Source organism: Nostoc sp. 'Peltigera membranacea cyanobiont' 213 (assembly GCF_002245975.1).
In the GTDB taxonomy this organism is placed as follows: Bacteria; Cyanobacteriota; Cyanobacteriia; order Cyanobacteriales; family Nostocaceae; genus Nostoc.
Window position 1 is genome coordinate 22771 of the sequence record NZ_NOLI01000047.1, and the last position, 18806, is coordinate 41576.

Annotated in this window: 13 protein-coding genes; 6 read left to right on the forward strand and 7 right to left on the reverse strand. The window is 41.2% G+C overall.

Annotation, left to right across the window (positions count from 1 at the left end):
* Positions 1-6 precede the first annotated feature (6 nt).
* Both CDG77_RS15050 and CDG77_RS15055 read right to left on the reverse strand, forming a co-directional pair.
* Positions 7-276 (reverse strand): DUF3146 family protein, encoded by a 270-nt coding sequence (locus CDG77_RS15050; protein ID WP_372726526.1) that lies wholly within the window; start codon positions 274-276, stop codon positions 7-9.
* Positions 277-484: 208 nt separating this feature from the next.
* On the reverse strand, positions 485-2746 hold the full coding sequence (locus CDG77_RS15055) for a cation:proton antiporter domain-containing protein (RefSeq protein ID WP_094330166.1): 2262 nt from the start codon (positions 2744-2746) through the stop codon (positions 485-487).
* Between the two features lie 195 nt (positions 2747-2941).
* Between CDG77_RS15055 and CDG77_RS15060 the strand changes: the two genes are divergently transcribed.
* Positions 2942-3685 (forward strand): class I SAM-dependent methyltransferase, encoded by a 744-nt coding sequence (locus CDG77_RS15060; protein WP_442946424.1) that lies wholly within the window; start codon positions 2942-2944, stop codon positions 3683-3685.
* A 76-nt stretch (positions 3686-3761) separates the two neighbouring features.
* On the forward strand, positions 3762-4445 hold the full coding sequence (locus CDG77_RS15065) for a Uma2 family endonuclease (RefSeq protein WP_094330168.1): 684 nt from the start codon (positions 3762-3764) through the stop codon (positions 4443-4445).
* A gap of 305 nt (positions 4446-4750) precedes the next feature.
* Here the strand turns inward: CDG77_RS15065 and CDG77_RS15070 are convergent, their stop codons facing one another.
* On the reverse strand, positions 4751-5047 hold the full coding sequence (locus CDG77_RS15070) for a hypothetical protein (RefSeq protein ID WP_094330169.1): 297 nt from the start codon (positions 5045-5047) through the stop codon (positions 4751-4753).
* 28 nt (positions 5048-5075) lie between these two features.
* Positions 5076-5543 (reverse strand): VOC family protein, encoded by a 468-nt coding sequence (locus tag CDG77_RS15075; RefSeq protein ID WP_094330170.1) that lies wholly within the window; start codon positions 5541-5543, stop codon positions 5076-5078.
* A gap of 78 nt (positions 5544-5621) precedes the next feature.
* Here CDG77_RS15075 and CDG77_RS15080 point away from each other — a divergent pair, with 78 nt between their 5' ends.
* Positions 5622-6095, forward strand: a complete 474-nt coding sequence (locus CDG77_RS15080) for a DUF4385 domain-containing protein (RefSeq protein ID WP_094330171.1) — start codon at positions 5622-5624, stop codon at positions 6093-6095.
* Between the two features lie 443 nt (positions 6096-6538).
* Entirely contained in the window at positions 6539-7618 is a 1080-nt protein-coding gene (recA, locus tag CDG77_RS15085; protein ID WP_094330172.1) for a recombinase RecA, read from the forward strand.
* A 259-nt stretch (positions 7619-7877) separates the two neighbouring features.
* Here recA and CDG77_RS15090 read toward each other — a convergent pair whose 3' ends face one another.
* The 3 genes from CDG77_RS15090 to CDG77_RS15105 form a co-directional block, all read right to left on the reverse strand.
* Positions 7878-8597, reverse strand: a complete 720-nt coding sequence (locus tag CDG77_RS15090; RefSeq protein WP_181154302.1) for an FHA domain-containing protein — start codon at positions 8595-8597, stop codon at positions 7878-7880.
* Positions 8598-9494: 897 nt separating this feature from the next.
* Positions 9495-11099 (reverse strand): serine/threonine-protein kinase, encoded by a 1605-nt coding sequence (locus tag CDG77_RS15095; RefSeq protein ID WP_094330174.1) that lies wholly within the window; start codon positions 11097-11099, stop codon positions 9495-9497.
* Positions 11100-11563: 464 nt separating this feature from the next.
* Positions 11564-12394, reverse strand: coding sequence for a squalene/phytoene synthase family protein (locus tag CDG77_RS15105; RefSeq protein ID WP_094330187.1), 831 nt, complete (start codon positions 12392-12394; stop codon positions 11564-11566).
* A gap of 1261 nt (positions 12395-13655) precedes the next feature.
* Here CDG77_RS15105 and CDG77_RS36530 point away from each other — a divergent pair.
* Both CDG77_RS36530 and CDG77_RS15115 read left to right on the forward strand, forming a co-directional pair.
* Positions 13656-13817 carry a hypothetical protein gene (locus tag CDG77_RS36530; protein WP_181154301.1) on the forward strand — a complete coding sequence of 54 codons (162 nt, stop codon included), beginning with the start codon at positions 13656-13658 and terminating at the stop codon, positions 13815-13817.
* Between the two features lie 108 nt (positions 13818-13925).
* A complete protein-coding gene (locus CDG77_RS15115; protein ID WP_094330177.1) occupies positions 13926-18293 on the forward strand; it encodes a PAS domain S-box protein in 4368 nt (1455 codons plus the stop codon).
* Positions 18294-18806: the final 513 nt, after the last annotated feature.

Here is an 18806-nt window from a genome sequence, read left to right on the forward strand (position 1 = left end):
TAACTTCTAGAGTTCCGCCCGAATAGTAAAAGCATAATCTCCTCCAGGCTCTAGCTGATAATCTTGTTGCTCCAAAAATCGACCAAGGGGTTCTTTGATTAAAGCGCGGCCTTGGGAAGGCTTGACGGCAAGTTCTCCTCGGCGAAAATGCCACTGGAAATGCCACTCAAACTCACCTGCACTCACTTCACCCTCAAGGAAGCCGTGTTGCCAGGATTGGCGAGTGATTCTGACATGGGCAATGGTTTCTGGCAGTCGTCTTTTCGCACTCACAATGCTTTATATCAAGTGTAGAATAGCAGCCGTTTGTGTAGGCTTCTTATTTTATTTACCAAACATAGCTTAAATAGACAAACTGACAAAATGAGTATTTGTAGTTGAGCTAGAAGAACTCAGGAGTCAGAAGCCAGAATGGCAAGTGTGCCAGTAGAAAGCTGATGTGCTAAGGATGTATTTTCTTAAAATGTATCTAAGCTGAGAACGATTATGGCGCAGTAATTACCGCTACTGGGCAATGGGCTTTACTTAGAATTACATCCACTCTGTGACCGAAGAAAACGCGGCCCGTAACCATTCGGATATTACTCCCTAGAATAATTAGGTCAACTTCCTCGGCTTGGGCAAACTTGAGAATTTCCTTTTCTGGGCTGTTTCCTTGAAGAATATAGGTTTTCACATCAGCATCCAGATTGCGGCCAATTGCTGCTTGCTGTTCGAGCAGATCGCGAGCAATTTCCTTTGCTGGAGCTAGCGATCGCTGCTCGTAAAGAATATACTCAACCTGGGGCAAATTAATCACGTTTACAATCATTACTAATGCTCCGGTCTGAGCAGCGATCGTACTTGCCATCTCTACAGCGTTTTTGCTATATTCTGTCCCCACCGTTGGCACTAGAATCTTTGTCAGCTTTTGTTGAGCAATTTTGCATATCTCGCCTTTGGGTTGGGGTAAATGCGACTTTACTACCATCGTTGCACATGGCGCTTCTTGTACTACCCGATCTACAAGCAAATTGAACAATTTTTTCTGAGGGCGCATCTGTTCAGAAGCTCCCAATACGATCAAGTCATAGTTTTTGTTTGCTTCATTCAGAATTACTTCTGCTTTACTACGCCCAGACTCCGTTTTTGCTTGCAGAGTTGTATCAGCAGGTAGCTGCATTTCCTCAGCGATAGAAGCCAGAGCTTCCTCGGCAGCCGTATCTTTAACCTGGGTTGCCGTCCGGCGGGCTTTTTTTTGGGGCTGCTTGTCACTCAGGGCATATAGAGATGTCACTTCTATGGAGTTTTGGTGAGCCATGTAACCAACTAGTTGCGCTGCGAGTTGGATGTTGGGGCCACCACTAGTAGGTATCAGAACACGCTGAATCTGTTTAATAAAGCTGCGGCTATCTTGTTCTTCTTGTTCCAAACGTTGCGCTTCCTCGTCACTCATCACCACGTTCGACAAACACCAGCGCAAAAGGGGTGGAGCCATTAGGGAAGTGACGATCGCCACCATCACAATAATCGAGTACATCTGGGGATTCAGCACTCCCAAAGATAAACCAATGGTAGCAACGACAATTTCCATCGCCCCGCGAGCATTCATCCCGGAACCCATCGCTAAACCTTCCCAATGACTCAAGCCGCCGACACGAGAACCAATGTAAGCTCCTGTAAATTTGCCAACACAGGCAACAACAAGAACAATTAAGCCAAATATCAACGTCTGGGGTACTAACAGAGTTAGTAGATTAACTTTCAAGCCAGCTGAAGCAAAAAAAATGGGTGCTAGAAAAGCTGCTGTGAATACTTCTAGCAGATGTCCAGCTTCATTACTAAAGCGGCGAGATTGACCAGCTAGAATTCCCAGCACAAAAGCACCTAATGCTGCTTCCAGACCTAATGCGTGGGTAAGTGCTGCTGCCGAGAGCGAAAGAATTAGCACAGCCGATATACTAGCGGAGATACCGCCAACGTAGTCATCAACCCACCGCAAAATCTGGTCTACAATGGTACGCCCAATTGTGAAAGCGATCGCTAAAAACAATATAGCTGCACTTACGGAGTGGAAAATTGTCCCAAAGTCAAATTTGCCGCTACTAGCTAGACCTGAAACCACAGAAAGTAAAATCCAGCCAATGGTGTCGTCAGTCATCCCAGCCGCTAAGGTAACTTGACCAATGTCACGGCGAATCAGGTTTAAGTCCATCAGCACTTTAGCAATCACTGGTACTGCCGAAATACTCATTGCTGTGGCAATAAATAAACTGAATACCAGTCGCTTTTCTGGATCGGCTAAAAAACTATCTGGCAATAGCCAGCCCAGTCCAAATCCGGTGATAAACGGAACAATAATTCCGCCGAGTGAAATCAGCAGAGCCGTTTTACCCTTACGAAGAATCAGCTTTAGATCCGTCTCCAAGCCAGTTACAATCAGCAAAAATAACACGCCTAACCAAGAAATCACCGAAAGTAAATTAGACTGTTCTTGACTTTTGGGAAAGATCAGCGCCTGTAAATCTGGAAGGAGTAAACCAAATAGAGAAGGGCCCAGCAACACACCCGCCAGTAATTCCCCAACGACAGGTGGGAGGTTAATCCGGCGCATCAACTCACCTAATCCCCGCGCTACCAGAAGCAATAGTGACAGTTGTACTAGCACCAACAGCAACTCATGATGACCGAGAGGTTTAATTAAACCGTCACCTGCTACTTTCTGTGCAGCGAGTACAGGCACTAACATTAGGGACAGGTTTTGCATATAAGCGTCCAAAGCTTGGATTAGAAGTTTTTAAAGGGGCTGTTCAAGTAAATCCTGAAAATGTTTACTTCCACATCGGCCTATGAGATTAAACTGTCATTATCCTTAAAATTCTCTTAGTTGCTGTTTATAGCTATCCAGATCAGTCATAACCAAATGTCAAATTTTCTCCACTTTATAGTAACTTTTGTTGTGATGCTGAGTTGCTGGCTGCTGAATCCAACCCTGACAGCACAAGCCGCGACTGGTGCGATGTCTACGACGGGCTACGCCTACGCAGTTTACGAACAGCGTATTATCCATAGTCCAGATGGTATCGGCAAATATTACATGGGACGGGAAATCGCTAAAGTTATGGGATACACAGGCGCTGGCTGGCTAGAACGACAAAGCCGAGAGGTGGAGGAACAGCCAAGTAAAATAGTTAGCCTCCTTAACCTTCAATCTAACAATGTAGTGGCAGATATTGGTGCTGGTACAGGTTATTTAAGCTTTCGCATCGCCCCGTTATTAACAGATGGAAAGGTTTTGGCTGTGGATGTTCAGCCAGAAATGTTGGAAATAATTGAGTTGTTTAAAAAAGAGAAAAATATCACCAATGTCGATCCTGTTTTGGCAACCCTTAGTAACCCCAACTTACCATGTGAAAGTGTCGATTTGGCTTTGATGGTAGATGCTTACCATGAACTTGAGTATCCGCAAGAAGTGATGCAAGGAATTGTGAAAGCACTTAAACCTGGTGGTAAGGTAGTGCTGGTTGAGTACCGGGGTGAAAATCCTTTTATTATGATTAAAGGTTTGCACAAAATGACTCAAAAGCAAGTCCGTAAAGAAATGCAAGCTGTTGGTTTGGTTTGGCGCGAAACTAAAAACTTATTACCTCGACAGCATTTAATGATATTTGAGAAACCTGATTCTAGCGATGTTTTGACCAGATGAGGCTTGGACGGTACATCACAAGAAAAATATGTCCCAAGCCATAATAAAGTAAAACTCTTTGCCAGAGACGAAAATCATGGTCAAGCTATCACTCAAACAACGAATTCCTCCTTTAGAAAATGGAGATCGCCTCACTCGCTACGAATTTGAACGCCGCTATCAAGCAATGCCCCGTCATCAAAAGGCAGAATTAATTGAAGGAGTTGTATACTTGGCATCCCCATTACGCTTTGAAAGCCATGCTGAACCACATGGCCATACAATCACTTGGTTAGGAGTTTATGAAGTATCAACCCCTGGTGTGAGATTGGGAATTGAGCCAACAGTCCGCTTAGATCGAGACAATGAACCACAACCTGATGGAGTGCTATTAATAACGCCAACATCTCAAGGACAATCTCGTTTGAGTGATGATGATTACATCGAAGGTGCGCCAGAACTCGTAATAGAGATAGCAGCTAGCAGTGTTGCTATTGATTTACATGACAAGAAAAAAGTCTATGGTCGGAATGGGGCAAAAGAATACATTATTTGGCAAATATTTGAAAATAAATTAGATTGGTTTCGCCTGCAACAAGGAGAATATGTTTCCTTAGAAGTGGATGCAGATGGAATTATCAAAAGTCAAGTATTTCCTGGTTTGTGGTTGTCAATGTCAGATTTACTTGCTGGGAATATGCAGCAAGTATTAGCTGTATTGCAGTTGGGATTAAATTCGCCAGAACATCAAATATTTGTTCAGAAATTATCTGGTGAATGAAGATAGTTGCACAAATACATGACAAATAAAATTATGCCAAACACGTCTAAATTCCTCTTGTTCACAACCAAGATTAAGAAGCAACGAAAAAACGTATCGATGAATATAAACTATCTAAAGCTTAAGTAGGTGGGTGAGAAAATTTATAACTATGTCATTGCGAACGCAACGAAGTGGAGTGAAGCAATCACAAGGTTTTCACCGCTTTTACTTTTCGTTACATAGTTATATTTATTTGTGCATGCCTACTTAATTCGACCAGAAGAATTATTGAAAAAGTTGCAGTCAATAATGGATTACTGACATCAGTCGATTTTTTGGGGAATGAGACTGGCGTTTTTGGTTGTACTATCCCAAACAATCCAGCTAAGAGAATTATCTAAATCATCGGGGCTATTTGAAACTTTAAAATATAGCTTTTCTTCGCGCTTTCTTTCAATAGCAAAGTCGGCATTTTGAGCATAAACGACTATAAAACCTTTTTCTCGCAAACAATACATCGCCCAGGCTTTCAATGATTGCTTGTATGGTTCGTGTGGAATTGGCGGTTTTGCGATCGCGTCTTCAATTACTTTAAAGATTTGTGTAAGTTTTGCAGTCATAGTAGAGATTTTTGTTATTAGTCCTAAGTTAACTAGCTTCTGGATCGCAACGAATTTCAATCATAAAGCCATCTGGATCGTAAAAATACACACCTCTACCAGTAGGGCGCGTAATTGGACCATGTGCGATCGCTATTTTATTTTCCCCGATGACTGCCACCGCGCGATCGAATAACTGCGGATCGATATCAAAAGCCAGATGGTAGGCTCTGGTGAATGTCTTCTCTGGATTGGGATCTGGTGGTGATAATTCTGGTTCCCCAAATAAATCGAGTATCATCCCATCTGGGGTGATGAAGTTGGCTACTTTCCCTAATGCAACAAGTTCCGCCAGGGTTGCGGGTACTTCGTCGCCTGTGAGTTCGTGCAAACCCAAAATTGTGCCATAAAAGTAGCGGGAAGCTTGCATATTTTGGACGTTGAGGGCAATGTGATGCACTTTACGCAGATTTCCTGGCGCAAGTACACTGTTCGCAGATTGGGTGCTAGATAGCATAGTGGAACAAAATCTCAATACTTTAGATAGAAGCTGAACTTTTGATTTTAAGTTTACTATTCCTAATAAAAATCTATCATGCCATTTGATTATTCTTTAGACTTTAAAAATATTGATTTTCGCCAACATCGTGAGTTCTATCGTGTTGGCAAGGGTGAGCAGGGTGTACTTTTGGTTGAACCATATAAATCAGAAATTCTTCCCTACTGGCGCTTTAAAACTCCTGATATTGCTAGAGAATCGAGTGCAAAAATATACGATATGTTTCTTGATTATCTAGAACAAGATGATTTTGTCGGCGCAGATATGGCACGAAAGTTTATCCAAATGGGTTATACTCGCTCCCGCCGTTATGCTAATCATAAAAGCGGCAGAAAGTATAAACAAAATTCCGAAACTTGCGGTGACAAAAAAGAAATTCTTCCATACGAAGTAGACCAAGTTAAAGCGGAATCAGCAGCAATATTTAAAGCCAAGTGGATACAAGCAAAGACAAATAAGAAATACCAAGAGCTTTTAGCCAAGCATAAACAGATGTATGAGAGCAACTGAACTATGTAACTAAGTATACATATTTACTATAAATCGTCGCTACATAAACGTATAATACCAAGAGTTTGGGCGTTTTAGAGGTCATCCTTATCCAGTATGAGGTAATAACTCCTGTGCCTTTACCCTGCTAGCGATCGCTCCTAATTTAGCTACCTTTGCAAATCTTCACAAAGAAGGTTCTACTGACAGTGTTATTTAGATAGTTTTTCTTTGAAAATCCCTTGCTTACCCAGCTAAAAAAAGCTATCTCTGAATGCAAGTTGGTATCATTGTGCAAAACTACCCTAATCTGGTAGCGATCGAGTTACGATCTTGTCACACCCCTTTTTTTGATTTGAGAAGTCCTATTCCAGAATTTTCTGGTTAAAATAGTATATCTGTTCTACTCAAACTCCCAAACAACACTCCTTAAAACCATATATTTAGAGGCATTAGAGGCAGAAATGGCTATCAACACCGATACTTCCGGCAAGCAAAAAGCGCTGACTATGGTGCTAAACCAGATTGAGCGCAGCTTTGGTAAAGGAGCAATCATGCGCCTGGGTGATGCTACCCGGATGCGGGTGGAAACAATTTCCAGTGGAGCGCTGACTCTAGATTTAGCATTGGGCGGTGGTTTACCCAAGGGGCGGGTAATTGAAATTTATGGCCCAGAAAGTTCTGGTAAGACTACGGTAGCTTTACATGCCCTCGCCGAAGTGCAAAGAAATGGCGGTATTGCTGCTTTTGTTGATGCTGAACACGCTCTCGATCCCACTTATGCTGCGGCATTGGGTGTAGATATTGACAATTTGCTGATTTCCCAACCTGACACTGGCGAATCAGCTTTGGAAATTGTCGATCAGCTTGTTCGCTCTGCTGCGGTTGATATTGTAGTCATTGACTCAGTAGCAGCACTAGTTCCCCGCGCTGAAATTGAAGGCGATATGGGTGATATTCACGTTGGTTTACAAGCGCGGTTAATGAGCCAAGCTCTACGTAAAATAACGGGTAACATTGGTAAATCTGGTTGTACAGTAATTTTCATTAACCAGTTGCGGCAAAAAATCGGTGTTACTTACGGTAGCCCAGAAACCACAACTGGCGGTAACGCATTGAAATTTTACGCTTCGGTGCGCTTGGATATTCGCCGGATTCAAACCTTGAAAAAAGGTACAGATGAATTTGGTAATCGCGTTAAAGTCAAAGTAGCCAAAAACAAAGTAGCGCCACCTTTTAGGATTGCGGAATTTGACATTATTTTTGGTAAAGGAATTTCTACCTTGGGTTGTATTGTAGACTTGGCAGAAGAAACTTCCATTATTGTCCGCAAAGGAGCTTGGTATAGTTATAACGGCGATAACATCTCTCAAGGACGAGACAACGCCATTAAGTATCTAGAAGAAAAACCTGAATTTGCTGAGGAAATTAAGAAACTAGTGCGTGAAAAGCTAGATAAAGGCGCTGTTGTTTCTGCTAATTCCGTAGCGAAAGCCAGTGAAGAAGATGAAGAGGAAGAAGGCGACTTAGAGCCAGAAGAATAAGGGATGTGAATTTATTAATCTGCAATTTTGAATATTTAGTGGGTTATAAAGACAGCTAACCCACCTTTTGCAAGTTATTGATGTACAGCAAGCCTAACGAAATGATTGCTCTCCATGACGAGCAATCATTTTTATTACGTTTATGGTTGCAATCATCTAAAAATGTAAAACTAGGGCACAATATTCTTGTGTCCCTACAAATTGTATATCCTTCACGCAATTAAAAATTGCTATAATTTCTAATTTTTTAGCTGGGATATTATAGTATTTGTCTGCTAAAAAAACGGTCTAAAATTTCTGATTTCTGTTCTGAACTAAAGTTGTTATAGTCATGTTTAAACTTCTCAAATAGTGGGGATTTTCTGGAAACATCTAAATTTTGATCTGCTTTTTCAGGTATAGATATTTGTCTGTCAGGAGATAAAGTAAGTATTTCTAATTGTTCCTTCTTTTTCTGCACCAGTTGCATTAATAACTCCATTGCTACACCTGGCAAAATACGGTGAGTAGAATTCATAAAAAAATCAAAAGTCATGTTGCCTACACGGATGCGATCGCCATCTTTGAGCTCGATCGGCCCAAAAGCGCGATCGCCATTCACAAAGGAGCCATTGGTACTGTTGAAGTCTATAAAGTAGAAGCCTCGATCGTCAATATATTGAATAGCCGCGTGGCGACGAGACATATAATTATCAGCAATGCAAATACCACTATTGCGATTACGACCTATTGTCCATATCTGCTGTGGCTGTCGTAAACTTTGAGTATGATTGTCGCATAAGTTAGTCATCAAATAAACAGCAGCAGTATCCACTACACCATGTACGTAACATACCTTCATTTTCCTCAACGACGGTTGAGATAGGTTTTCTAGCTGAAGAATTTCATCTAGAAGACTGCTGTGGTGTTCATACAACTTGAGAAATACCTGATATAAAGTTAATCTCCGTTCTATTTCCGTTTGTGCAAAGTCAATCATGATACCTAAACCTTGTATTACCTGATTTCGGTTGTAAATATTCTGCTTCAGCCTATAATCAGGGATAATTAATTAATTAATTTTTCACTTCTCGTGTAATCTGAAAACTTGAGTTGCTTTAGAGCTTTAGATTCTACAGCTTTTAAGTACGAGATACCCTGTTGTTAATAGCAATCAAAAGCATGGAAATATCTATGAACAATGATTGTGATGCTTTATTGTAAATAACTATTTGTTATTTGTAACAGATAATAATCATAAAGAATTTATTAAGAGTTGCCAAGCATCTGCGTATTTTTGCTAAATAGTTGGATATTTATTAATATTTACAAGAGCGATGGCTATGGTTCGACTCAACCATAACAATCCTGAACCATTCTTGATAAAGAATATCCCCGACAACTTTTACGAAATCGAGGGTCTGGGATTGTAAATTCTCACAAATCAAATACGATTGCCATATCATATTTATTTGGTCAATTCCGAATAACTCTAAGTTTTATCGAGAAGAATAAGGACTGATTTGTCAAGCTAATAAGAAAATCACAGCTTTATGAGTTTTATAAAACAACACAGTTCAATTTAAGAGGATGTTTTAAAAGTATTTAGCTGTGATTTTAGGCACTTGTCGATCCCCTCTAACCCCCCTTCAAAAGGGGGGAACCAGAATCAAAGTCCCCCTTTTGAAGGGGAGCCACTGCGGTCTTGGGGTCTCCCCAAGTGAAGCAAGTGGCGTGGATTTAGGGGGATCTAGAACGTTTTGATACTTACAATAAGACTTTTAAAACATCCTCTAAGACTTTATCCTCCCAAACCTCCTTAAAAAGTAGAGAATTAGTCTGAGAATTAGTCTGAGAGCCAGTTGCTTGCTCTGGCTCAAAAATCTCAATTTTCAACTTATAATAAACCCCGTTTACCATTGGGGCGAATAGTCATCCAGTTTGTTTTTGCTAGTGCTAGCTGCTCATCGGAAATTTTGGCACTGGTGAGATTAGCACCACACAAATTAGCTCCTCTGAGGTTGGCATTGCTGAGATAAGCATTACTGAGGTCTGCACCTCGCAGGTCTGCACCTTCTAAATCAGCATGATTAAAGTATGCTTTGCTCAAATTAGCATCCTTAAGATTTGCTCTAGTGAGACTGGCTCTGCCAAAGTCACTATTGTGAAGATTAGCTCCCTGGAGATTGGTTTTTTGGAATTGAGTGGAATGGAAATTTGTTCCTGATAAGTCAGCACCTTGCAGGTTCAGCAAATTTAAATTGTGGAGAGCAAAATCTCGTCTTCCCTTCTGGTAGGCGGTTAACAAACCTTGGGTATCTAACTTACGCTCAACTTTAGAAGTTTGACCATGCGAACCATTACTGTTGCTGTTAGCTAAAGTTGTTGATTTGCCCATCCCAGAACCCTGGTGTAATCCAGCCGCTTCTGTTGCCTTAGCTCGTCTGGCACGAATTGCTGCTGCTACCTGTGCCACACCTGAACTGGTGACAGCGACAGAAGAGTTGTTGCATAAAACAGCAGAATTTTGTAAATGGTTGTGTGTTCGCTCTTTAGATCCAGTATCTGATTTAATTAGTAAACCCTTTGCTAAACTTTCTAAGTATGGTTCTATTTCCAAGGCTCTAAGAACATCTGCCGCCGACTGATAGCGATTACGTACAGACACGTCTAACATTTTTCGCAATACATTGCTCAAGTGATCGCTCACTTGCACAAGTTGCTCCCACATCATCTCGCCAGTGTTGGGATTGTAATCTAAATCTTTAGGAGTTTTGCTAGTGAGTAAATAAATGCATGTCACCCCCAGTGCATAAATATCACTGGCGTAGACTGGACGCATAGCCATTTGCTCTGGAGGCGCAAAACCAGGAGTACCAATGGCATAAGCAGTTAATGCTGTGTGTCCTGATGGACTTGTCGCACCTTGGCTGATTTGGTCTTTGACGGCACCAAAGTCGATGAGTACCATTCTGGCATCTTGACTGCGGCGAATTAAGTTGGCTGGTTTGATATCACGGTGAATCACCTTTTGCTCGTGGATATATTGGAGCAGTGGCAAAACTTCGCTCAAAAATTGCTTGACTCCAGTTTCGCTCAAGATGCCGTTAAGTTTGACTTCCTCCTGTAAGGTATCACCACTGATGTATTCTTGAACTAAATAAAATTGTTCATTATTTTCAAAATAGTCTAACAATCTTGGTACTTGGGGATGATTGCCAATTTTACCTAGAGTTTTGGCTTCTCGTTCAAAGAGTTCTCTGGCCATCTTTAAAACGTGTGGGGCGCTTCCTGATGGGCGTAATTGTTTGATTACGCAACTCGGTTCTCCTGGTAAGCCTCGATCGTTGGCTAAGAAGGTTGCTCCAAAGCCACCTTGACCTAATGGTTCGATCACCTGATAGCGATCGCGCAACAGTAGTTGCGAGCCACAAGACTGACACCTTTGGCTATTTACCAAATTTTCTGGATTGGGACAGATAGGATTTAAGCAGTAGCTCATGCACTGTCAACTCGCTGCACGAATAATCACGGGGAGCATTACACTCTCTCTCAATTATTTAGATATTAATCAACTGTTGCCAGGTAATTTCTGCTGGAAATCCTTTGAAGAGTTCCTAAAGTCTAGCTGGGATTACGTAAATAGTTTGCCACAACACAATATTTTTTTATACTTAACAATAACTAGTGTTCGATCTAAAGTTTTTATTCCAAAATCCAAAACTAGTATTAGGGCAATCACCAATGCCAGTCGCCATACTTGGCGATGACACCCCAATTCATTCATTTTGAGAGATCCCAGACATTTACAGACTTGCTAACGCTTTTAGCGTCTCCCTTTCTCTACGAGACGCTACGCGTTGGGAGAATACAACACTGGCTCCCTTACAAAAAATCGCTGTAAGATTTTGGATGCATAAATTTGGAGGCAATTTAGAATTGTCTCCATGAGTGCTTAAGAGACTATTAGCTGGCTTTCATATTCACACTAATCAGCTGTTCGATAAGTGCAAAAACATCACTACGGCTTAGTTTCTCTTTACCATTAGCAAGAGCGTCAAGAGTGCCATTAGCTAAGGTTAAGGGAATTTGGCAAAAATCTAAGGCTGGGCCCGTAGGAAGGTCTTTGGTATAAGCTTCAGCTAAGGCTAGATTGCGCCGCGCATACTCTTGCATATTTTCTGCATTCCAACCTTCTGGGAAGAAGTCTACCCCACGCCCCAAATCTTCAGTATGGTTACGTAGGATATTTACTGCTTGTAAACCTCGACCAAACCCAATGGCCTGAGTACGGTTAGTTTGCGTTCCATCGTACCAAGTCCATAAGTCCGAAAGTAATAATCCCACTGCACCTGCAACCCCAAAGGTATAACGATCCAAATCAGACTCTGTGTAAATTTTCCAGTTTATTTCTGCCCAAGAAGCCATACGGTCTGCCATTGCAGCAGTGGCATCCCAAATTCGAGGTGCAATGGTTTCTGGTGCTAGCAGTGACCATTCTCTAATTCTCAGAGTGACTTCTTCTAGGGTATTCTCATAGCCATTAAATCCTTCAAAGAAAGCATCTAGTGCGAAGCCATCAACGCCTGCCTGTAATGTCAGACTAATGGTTCTTAACAGCTTTGCTTTAGTAGCATTATCTAGTCCGGGATGATCTTCAATTTCATCAATGGCCCGCATACACAAATATGCCGATGCTACTGCTTCTTGTAATCCTGGCGGTAAAAGATTAATTGGGATATAAAAAGTTCGGCTAGTTTCTTGGAGGATTTGCAATGCATCTCTACGTAAATTCATGTTTTCACTCCCCGCTTGATTTTTGCACCACATGAAGTTTGCAGTTTTTTGATGATACTGGATATAGTTTTGACTAAACCTTAAAAACTATAGACTATAAGATACGCTAGTATTTCATCTAAAAATTAATCGTTTTTGGTGTTGCAATTAACAAAACTCTCAAATTTATCAAAGTCTAATCTAGTATATAGGCTTTTGGCTGCAAAAATTTGTCAGGTGTCGTTTGATATAGCTTTCATGAATTTATAGCGTATATACAGATAATTATGCTAATATTCGGTCGATTACAGCGATTTCTTTCCACAAGCAAACATCCATTTTAGGAATTTGAAAGTCTTCTAAGTCTGCGTTAATCTGACTAGCAAAGTATAATTGTTGTATATATAAAGACAATCTAGGGAAAACTGGTAACGGATAAAGTAACTATCCGTACCTTTAGATGCAAACGGCGACTTGTGGAAGAGTTAGAGTCAGTTAAATTTAGACATTGAGAGCTGCAATGCCTAAATCAGACATCGCTTAAGCTTAAGTGGTTATAGTCGGAGCCTCCTCGCTATTCAAGGTGACATAAAGTGACCATAATCCAAAACAAGAAGTTCCCGTATATTTACGAGATTAATAATACAAAAGCGGGCTGTTTGCCCACTCAACAAAATATTTGTGAATATTTGACCTCTCATTGGTCTCAAAATATGGAAATTCAAGTAGTTGTTTTGAGTCAGGCTAAAGCTATGGCCTCTACTTTTTACCTCATAAATTGCTGGGTTGTTGATTACCTGTCTCTGCGTATCAAACTGCGAACCATAACACTGACTATTCCAGGTTTTTTGAGGAATTTTAGGTAAGGGTACAGTTGAAGTGGCTACAGATTGCAGAATGTTTGTGTGGCGTACAGTTTTCATCTCAGTAAGCTACAAATTTTATCGAACTACGCCGTTTTGCTGTACTTAAAAAGGGAGTAACTCTTTCAGTATTGTGTTTTGATATGTCTTGAAACTCTTGTTAAAAATAATTTAATATGTGTATTTTAGCTTCCTATTATATACATGTATCCAATTATTTTTAAATGACATATATCCATAATATTAGATATAGAAATAAACTTAATTGTGGTTGATTCAGTCAAATATTTATAGTAAAAAAACAGTTTAGAACTAAATATATTTGTAATCATAAATCCAGGCAAATATAAAATTTCTAAAAAAATTATACCCCGCCATTTTTGAGCAAGCTTATCAAGTTTCAATTCACATTCTTGCTCGTGTACCAGCAGAAAGAATCGCACTGGATGTTTGTAATGGGGCGATCGCTGGCCGATCGAGCCGATATCCTCTGCAATTTTGAAATAGTCACAAAGGTGGTTTTTTCAGCCCTGATTATTTCCTACTCTAAATTACGCAAGAAAAAATATGCATCTGGGTAGATGAAAAGTAAGTCAAGGGGTAGCCTAAAATACAAAGGGTCTAAATGATTAAACCGTAAGAAATACGGAAGTTTACCACGCTAGATAGATGCGGTTAGAGAACACTAAATGTTAAATGTTAACCGCTTGCGGCTGCAAGATATAAAAATCCCTGCAAATTTACTTGTGGCAAAAGTCGCAAGTGCGATCGCTGTTTTTGTTGGCAGCTTGGTACTAGTTGGCTGGTGTCTCGGCATTGAAGTTCTTAAGCGCGGCTTTCCTGGGAGTCCTGCCACAATGAAAGTCAACACAGCGCTGTGTTTTGTGCTGTGTGGTATATCGCTATGGCTATGTTCAAAAACAGGAGGTAGGGAGCAGGAAGCAACAAGGAAGGGGAACAGAACAGTTCAAAATTATCCCCAAAGATTGCTCTTTCCTACTCTGCGAATTTCTAATTTCTGTGCAATATCGATTACCACAATTGCGACACTCACACTCTGTCAATATTTATTTGGCTGGAATTTTGGCATTGACGAACTGGTATTTAGTGATTCGCCAACTACAATAGCGACATCACATCCGGGGCGAATGGGGGTGAACACAGCAGTCAACTTTATCCTGATTAGCGTCGCCCTACAGATTCTGATTAATCCAAAAAACCACCGTAGTTATTGGTATGCTCAGATTATTGCTCTAATCGCTACTTTGATTTCCTTTCAGGCACTCATGGGCTATGCCTACAAAGTGAAAGTTCTCTACGGACTTGCCCCTTATACAACATCTATGGCTTTACATACGGCGGTGTTGTTCAGCTTACTAAGTATGGGCATTTTGTGGGCACGGTCAGAACAGGGGTTAATGAGGGTAGTTACAAGTGATACTTATGGTGGCTTACTTGCACGTCGTTTATTAATTGCCGCGATCGCAGTACCTTTTATATTGGGGTGGGTAATTGTTGAAGGTCAACGCGCAGGACAATACGATCCGGCTTTTGCAGTATCGGTGTTTGCGATCGTCCTGATTGTAATTTTTACTATTTTGATTTGGCAAAGTGCGGCAGTTATTGAACGCCTCAGCCATCAACGCGATCTTGCTCAGAAAGCACTGAGAACTTACCAGGATAAACTGGCGAGTTTTGTAGATTCTAACGTCATTGGTATTCTGTTTGGTGATGTGTATGGTGGTATCCAGGAGGCAAACGATGAATTCTTGAGGATGATTGGTTACACGCAGGAGGATTTGTCAGAGGGTAGATTAAGTTGGAGCAATATCACACCACCAGAGTATCTATATTTGGATCTGCAAGGTGTCGCTGAAGCACAAGGAAATACTAACGCTACTTGTACGCCCTACGAGAAAGAATATATTCGCAAGGATGGTAGCCGTATCCCAGTTTTAGTTGGTTATGTGCTGCTTGGAGAAAACCGGGAAGAGTCAGTAGCGTTTATCCTCGATTTAAGGGAACGCAAGTTTGCAGAAGCAGAGCAACAAAAATTAGTATCGCTGGTAGAAAATAGTTCTGACTTTATCGGTATCGCTACCCTTAAGGGTCAATTACTCTATATAAATGATGCAGGTCAAAAGCTGGTAGGGCTTGCTAGCATTGACGAAGTAAGGCAAAAAGTAGTATTAGATTACTTCATGCCCAAAGACAAAGCCTATTTTCAAGAATATATACTGCCAAATGTGCTATTACAAGGGCGCTGGCAGGGAGAATTCTGCTTCCGACACCTCCAAACAGGTCAACCAATACCAGTTGATTACAATATCTTCACTGTTACAGATAACAACACCGGTCAGCCAATTGCCTTAGCAACTGTGACTCGCAATATCAGCGAGCAAAAGCAGGCCAAGGAAAAAATCTTACAATTAAATAAGGATCTACAGCGCCGCATTACTGAGTTACAAACTTTGTTAGAGGTAATTCCCATTGGAATTGGCATTGCTGAAGATCCACAATGCCAAAATATCAAGGTGAACCCTGCTTTTGCCAAGCAGTTGGGGATATCGTTAGATACTAATGGCTCCCTCAACGTTCCTAGCGACCAAAAATCCACAAGCTTTAAAGTCTACAAAGAGGGAAGGGAACTTTCAGCAGAAGAACTCCCAATGCAATACTCTGCTGCTCATGGTGTCGAAGTTCTAGGTTGCGAACTTGATATAGTCCATGAAAATGGAAAAATTGTCAACCTGCTGGAATCCGTTGCACCCCTATTTGACGAAGAGGGTAAAACTAGAGGAAGCGTTGGTGCATTTTTAGATATTACGGAGCGCAAACAGGCAGAAGAAGTACTTATAAATCAGCAAAAATGGCTGGAGGACGTACTAAATCTGATGCCAAGACCCTTGCTGTTTATTGAACCAGGAACGGCGCGGGTAACTTTTGCCAATCGCTCTGCTAATGAATTAGCTGGGGGCGAATTTCCTAAAGGTGTAGCAGCAAAAGATTATCACACAGTTTACCACTATACAGATGCGGCAGGCGATCGCATTCCCAATGAACAAATGCCAGGAGTGCGGGTTGCCCTGGGCGAACGTCTCAATGGTTTGGAGGTAGACTGGCACACTCCCGCAGGTGTGCGCTCTCTACTGATATTTGCTGATACTTTGCCAGCAATGCACGGCCATCCAGCAACCTGTATTTTGGTATTTCAAGAGATTAGCAACCTCAAAGAGGTACAAAAAGCGCTCTCGTTAGGTTACAAAAGGCTAAAGCTACTATTTGATACAGCTAGCGATTTACTCTCAAGCCAGCAACCACTAGTACTAATCGATAGCGTCTATCGAAAACTAAAAGACCAAATTGGTTTAGATGTTTACTTTAACTATTTGGTTGAGGATAATTCCCAGGTATTGCGGCTAGAGTCTTACAGTGGCATTTCCCCAGAAGTGGTAAAGGAAATAGAGTCGTTGGCGTTTGGTGAAGAGGTTTGTGGTAATGTAGCCCAGGAGCGTAGTGCAATAGCTCTAGAGAATGTACAGCAATCAACTGACCCAAAAACAGAATTGATTCGTTCTTTAGGCATTACTGCTTATTCTAGTTATCCCTTGATTGCCCAAGGACGGTTGTTAGGTACTCTTTCTTTGGGTAGCCGGACTCGGTTAAGCTTCACCGAAAATCAAAAGGGGATGATGCAAGCAGTATGCGACCAAATAGCGATCGCAATGGAACGAGCTAGTTTAATTGCTTCTTTGCAAAAACAAACTGAGCAATTGCAAGAGGCTAACCGGATGAAGGATGAGTTTCTAGGGATATTGTCTCACGAATTGCGATCGCCCCTCAATGCAATTCTGGGCTGGGCGCAACTTCTGCAACGAACCAAGCTTAGTGAAAGCCAAATGGCTAGAGCGACAGAGACAATTGAGCGCAATGCTAAGGCGCAAACCCAGCTAATTGAAGACCTGCTAGATATATCGCGAATGATTAGAGGCAAGTTACGCCTCAATGTCCATACTTGTAATTTGGTTCCGATGATTGAGTCGAGCCTAGAGACTGTTAGTCTAGCCGCCCAATCTAAGGAAATCGATTTAAGATTTTCCGTTATTTCCTCAAAAGAAACACCAAATTCAGATTGGGGATTAGGAATCAATCAGGAAAATCTAGAATTTCCTGAAGCACAATTCCAAAGCAATCAAGATTCAGAAGACAGCAAACTTGGCGAAAATTCCCAATTCTTAGTTTCCGGTGATTTCGAGCGTTTGCAGCAAATAATCTGGAATTTACTATCCAATGCCATTAAATTTACACCCACTGGTGGACGGGTAGAGGTGCAATTGTCTGTGGTAAATGGCGAAGAAAAACAACAGATAACAGATAAATATGCCCAAATTCAGGTGATTGACACAGGCATTGGTATCAGTCCTGATTTTATCCTTTACGTCTTCGATCGCTTTCGTCAAGCTGATAGTTCTAGCACTAGAACCTATGGTGGATTAGGACTAGGATTAGCGATCGTGCATCATTTAGTAGAATTACACGGCGGTACTGTCTACGTAAATAGTCCGGGTAAAGAGCAAGGAGCGACGTTTACAGTCAAACTACCACTTCTAAAAAGTACCTCTCTTTCCCCTTTTCCTCCTGTACGTGTGTATCCCTCCCCCCTTTCCTTCGTCTCCCTTCTTGGCGTGCGAGTAGTGGTTGTAGATGACCAAACTGATAGCCGTGAATTTATCACCACAGTCCTCGAACAGTGCCAAGCCGAAGTTAAAGCAGTAGCATCAGTTCAAGAAGCATTGCAAGTAATTGCACAGTGGAAACCAGATGTTTTAGTCAGCGACATCAGTATGCCTGATGAGGATGGTTATTCTTTAATCCGCAAACTGCGATCGCAACCACCAGAACTAGGGGGAAATATTCCCGCAGCAGCGTTGACAGCTTATGCCAAGGCAGAGGATCGGATGCGAGCTATACAAGAAGGTTATCAGCTACATTTACCCAAACCTATTGAAGCAGATGAGTTGGCGACAGTGGTTGCCAGCCTTGTCGGGCGGACTTAGAGAAAATGGGGGATTGGGGATTGGGAAGAATTCTGGCTAACTCCCAATTTCTACCACTGATTCATGACAGGAATTAGGCAATACCCTTTTTCGCGATATCAAAATTTATATCAAATTCAAAGTTTTTCCCAATTACCAAAAAGCAGTTTTTTTGCAATTTAATGTAGTTGGTAAATATCTACGTATAAAGTATATTTTTATTTTGGTAGCGATCGATGTTTTGTATTGGTGCGAGGTACACTGTGAGCTTTCTTGCTGCTTAAGGTAAAAGTTGCTTCAATAGGCAACGCAGTGGCTACCCTTAAAAACAATAGGCTTGAGTTAAGACAATTAATTTACATAGAGATAAAAAATTTTGCCTCTTCCGAAATAGGTAATTTCAGAGTTGTATTTAAATTATGTAACCTGAGTTCATTCAAATAGGCTACATAAATTATGGAATTATGGATTAAGTATTTCAATAAAATTATGTAAAAAAACATACATTTACTGGTTGTAGTCAGCATGATTTTA

Bases quoted from the DNA above. Each gene is read 5' to 3' on its own strand.
- CDG77_RS15055 (WP_094330166.1), bottom strand. From the start codon at position 2,746: ATGCAAAACCTGTCCCTAATGTTAGTGCCTGTACTCGCTGCACAGAAA.
- CDG77_RS15060 (WP_442946424.1), top strand. From the start codon at position 2,942: ATGCTGAGTTGCTGGCTGCTGAATCCAACCCTGACAGCACAAGCCGCG.
- CDG77_RS15065 (WP_094330168.1), top strand. From the start codon at position 3,762: ATGGTCAAGCTATCACTCAAACAACGAATTCCTCCTTTAGAAAATGGA.
- CDG77_RS15070 (WP_094330169.1), bottom strand. From the start codon at position 5,047: ATGACTGCAAAACTTACACAAATCTTTAAAGTAATTGAAGACGCGATC.
- CDG77_RS15075 (WP_094330170.1), bottom strand. From the start codon at position 5,543: ATGCTATCTAGCACCCAATCTGCGAACAGTGTACTTGCGCCAGGAAAT.
- CDG77_RS15080 (WP_094330171.1), top strand. From the start codon at position 5,622: ATGCCATTTGATTATTCTTTAGACTTTAAAAATATTGATTTTCGCCAA.
- recA (WP_094330172.1), top strand. From the start codon at position 6,539: ATGGCTATCAACACCGATACTTCCGGCAAGCAAAAAGCGCTGACTATG.
- CDG77_RS15090 (WP_181154302.1), bottom strand. From the start codon at position 8,597: ATGATTGACTTTGCACAAACGGAAATAGAACGGAGATTAACTTTATAT.
- CDG77_RS15095 (WP_094330174.1), bottom strand. From the start codon at position 11,099: ATGAGCTACTGCTTAAATCCTATCTGTCCCAATCCAGAAAATTTGGTA.
- CDG77_RS15105 (WP_094330187.1), bottom strand. From the start codon at position 12,394: ATGAATTTACGTAGAGATGCATTGCAAATCCTCCAAGAAACTAGCCGA.
- CDG77_RS15115 (WP_094330177.1), top strand. From the start codon at position 13,926: ATGTTAAATGTTAACCGCTTGCGGCTGCAAGATATAAAAATCCCTGCA.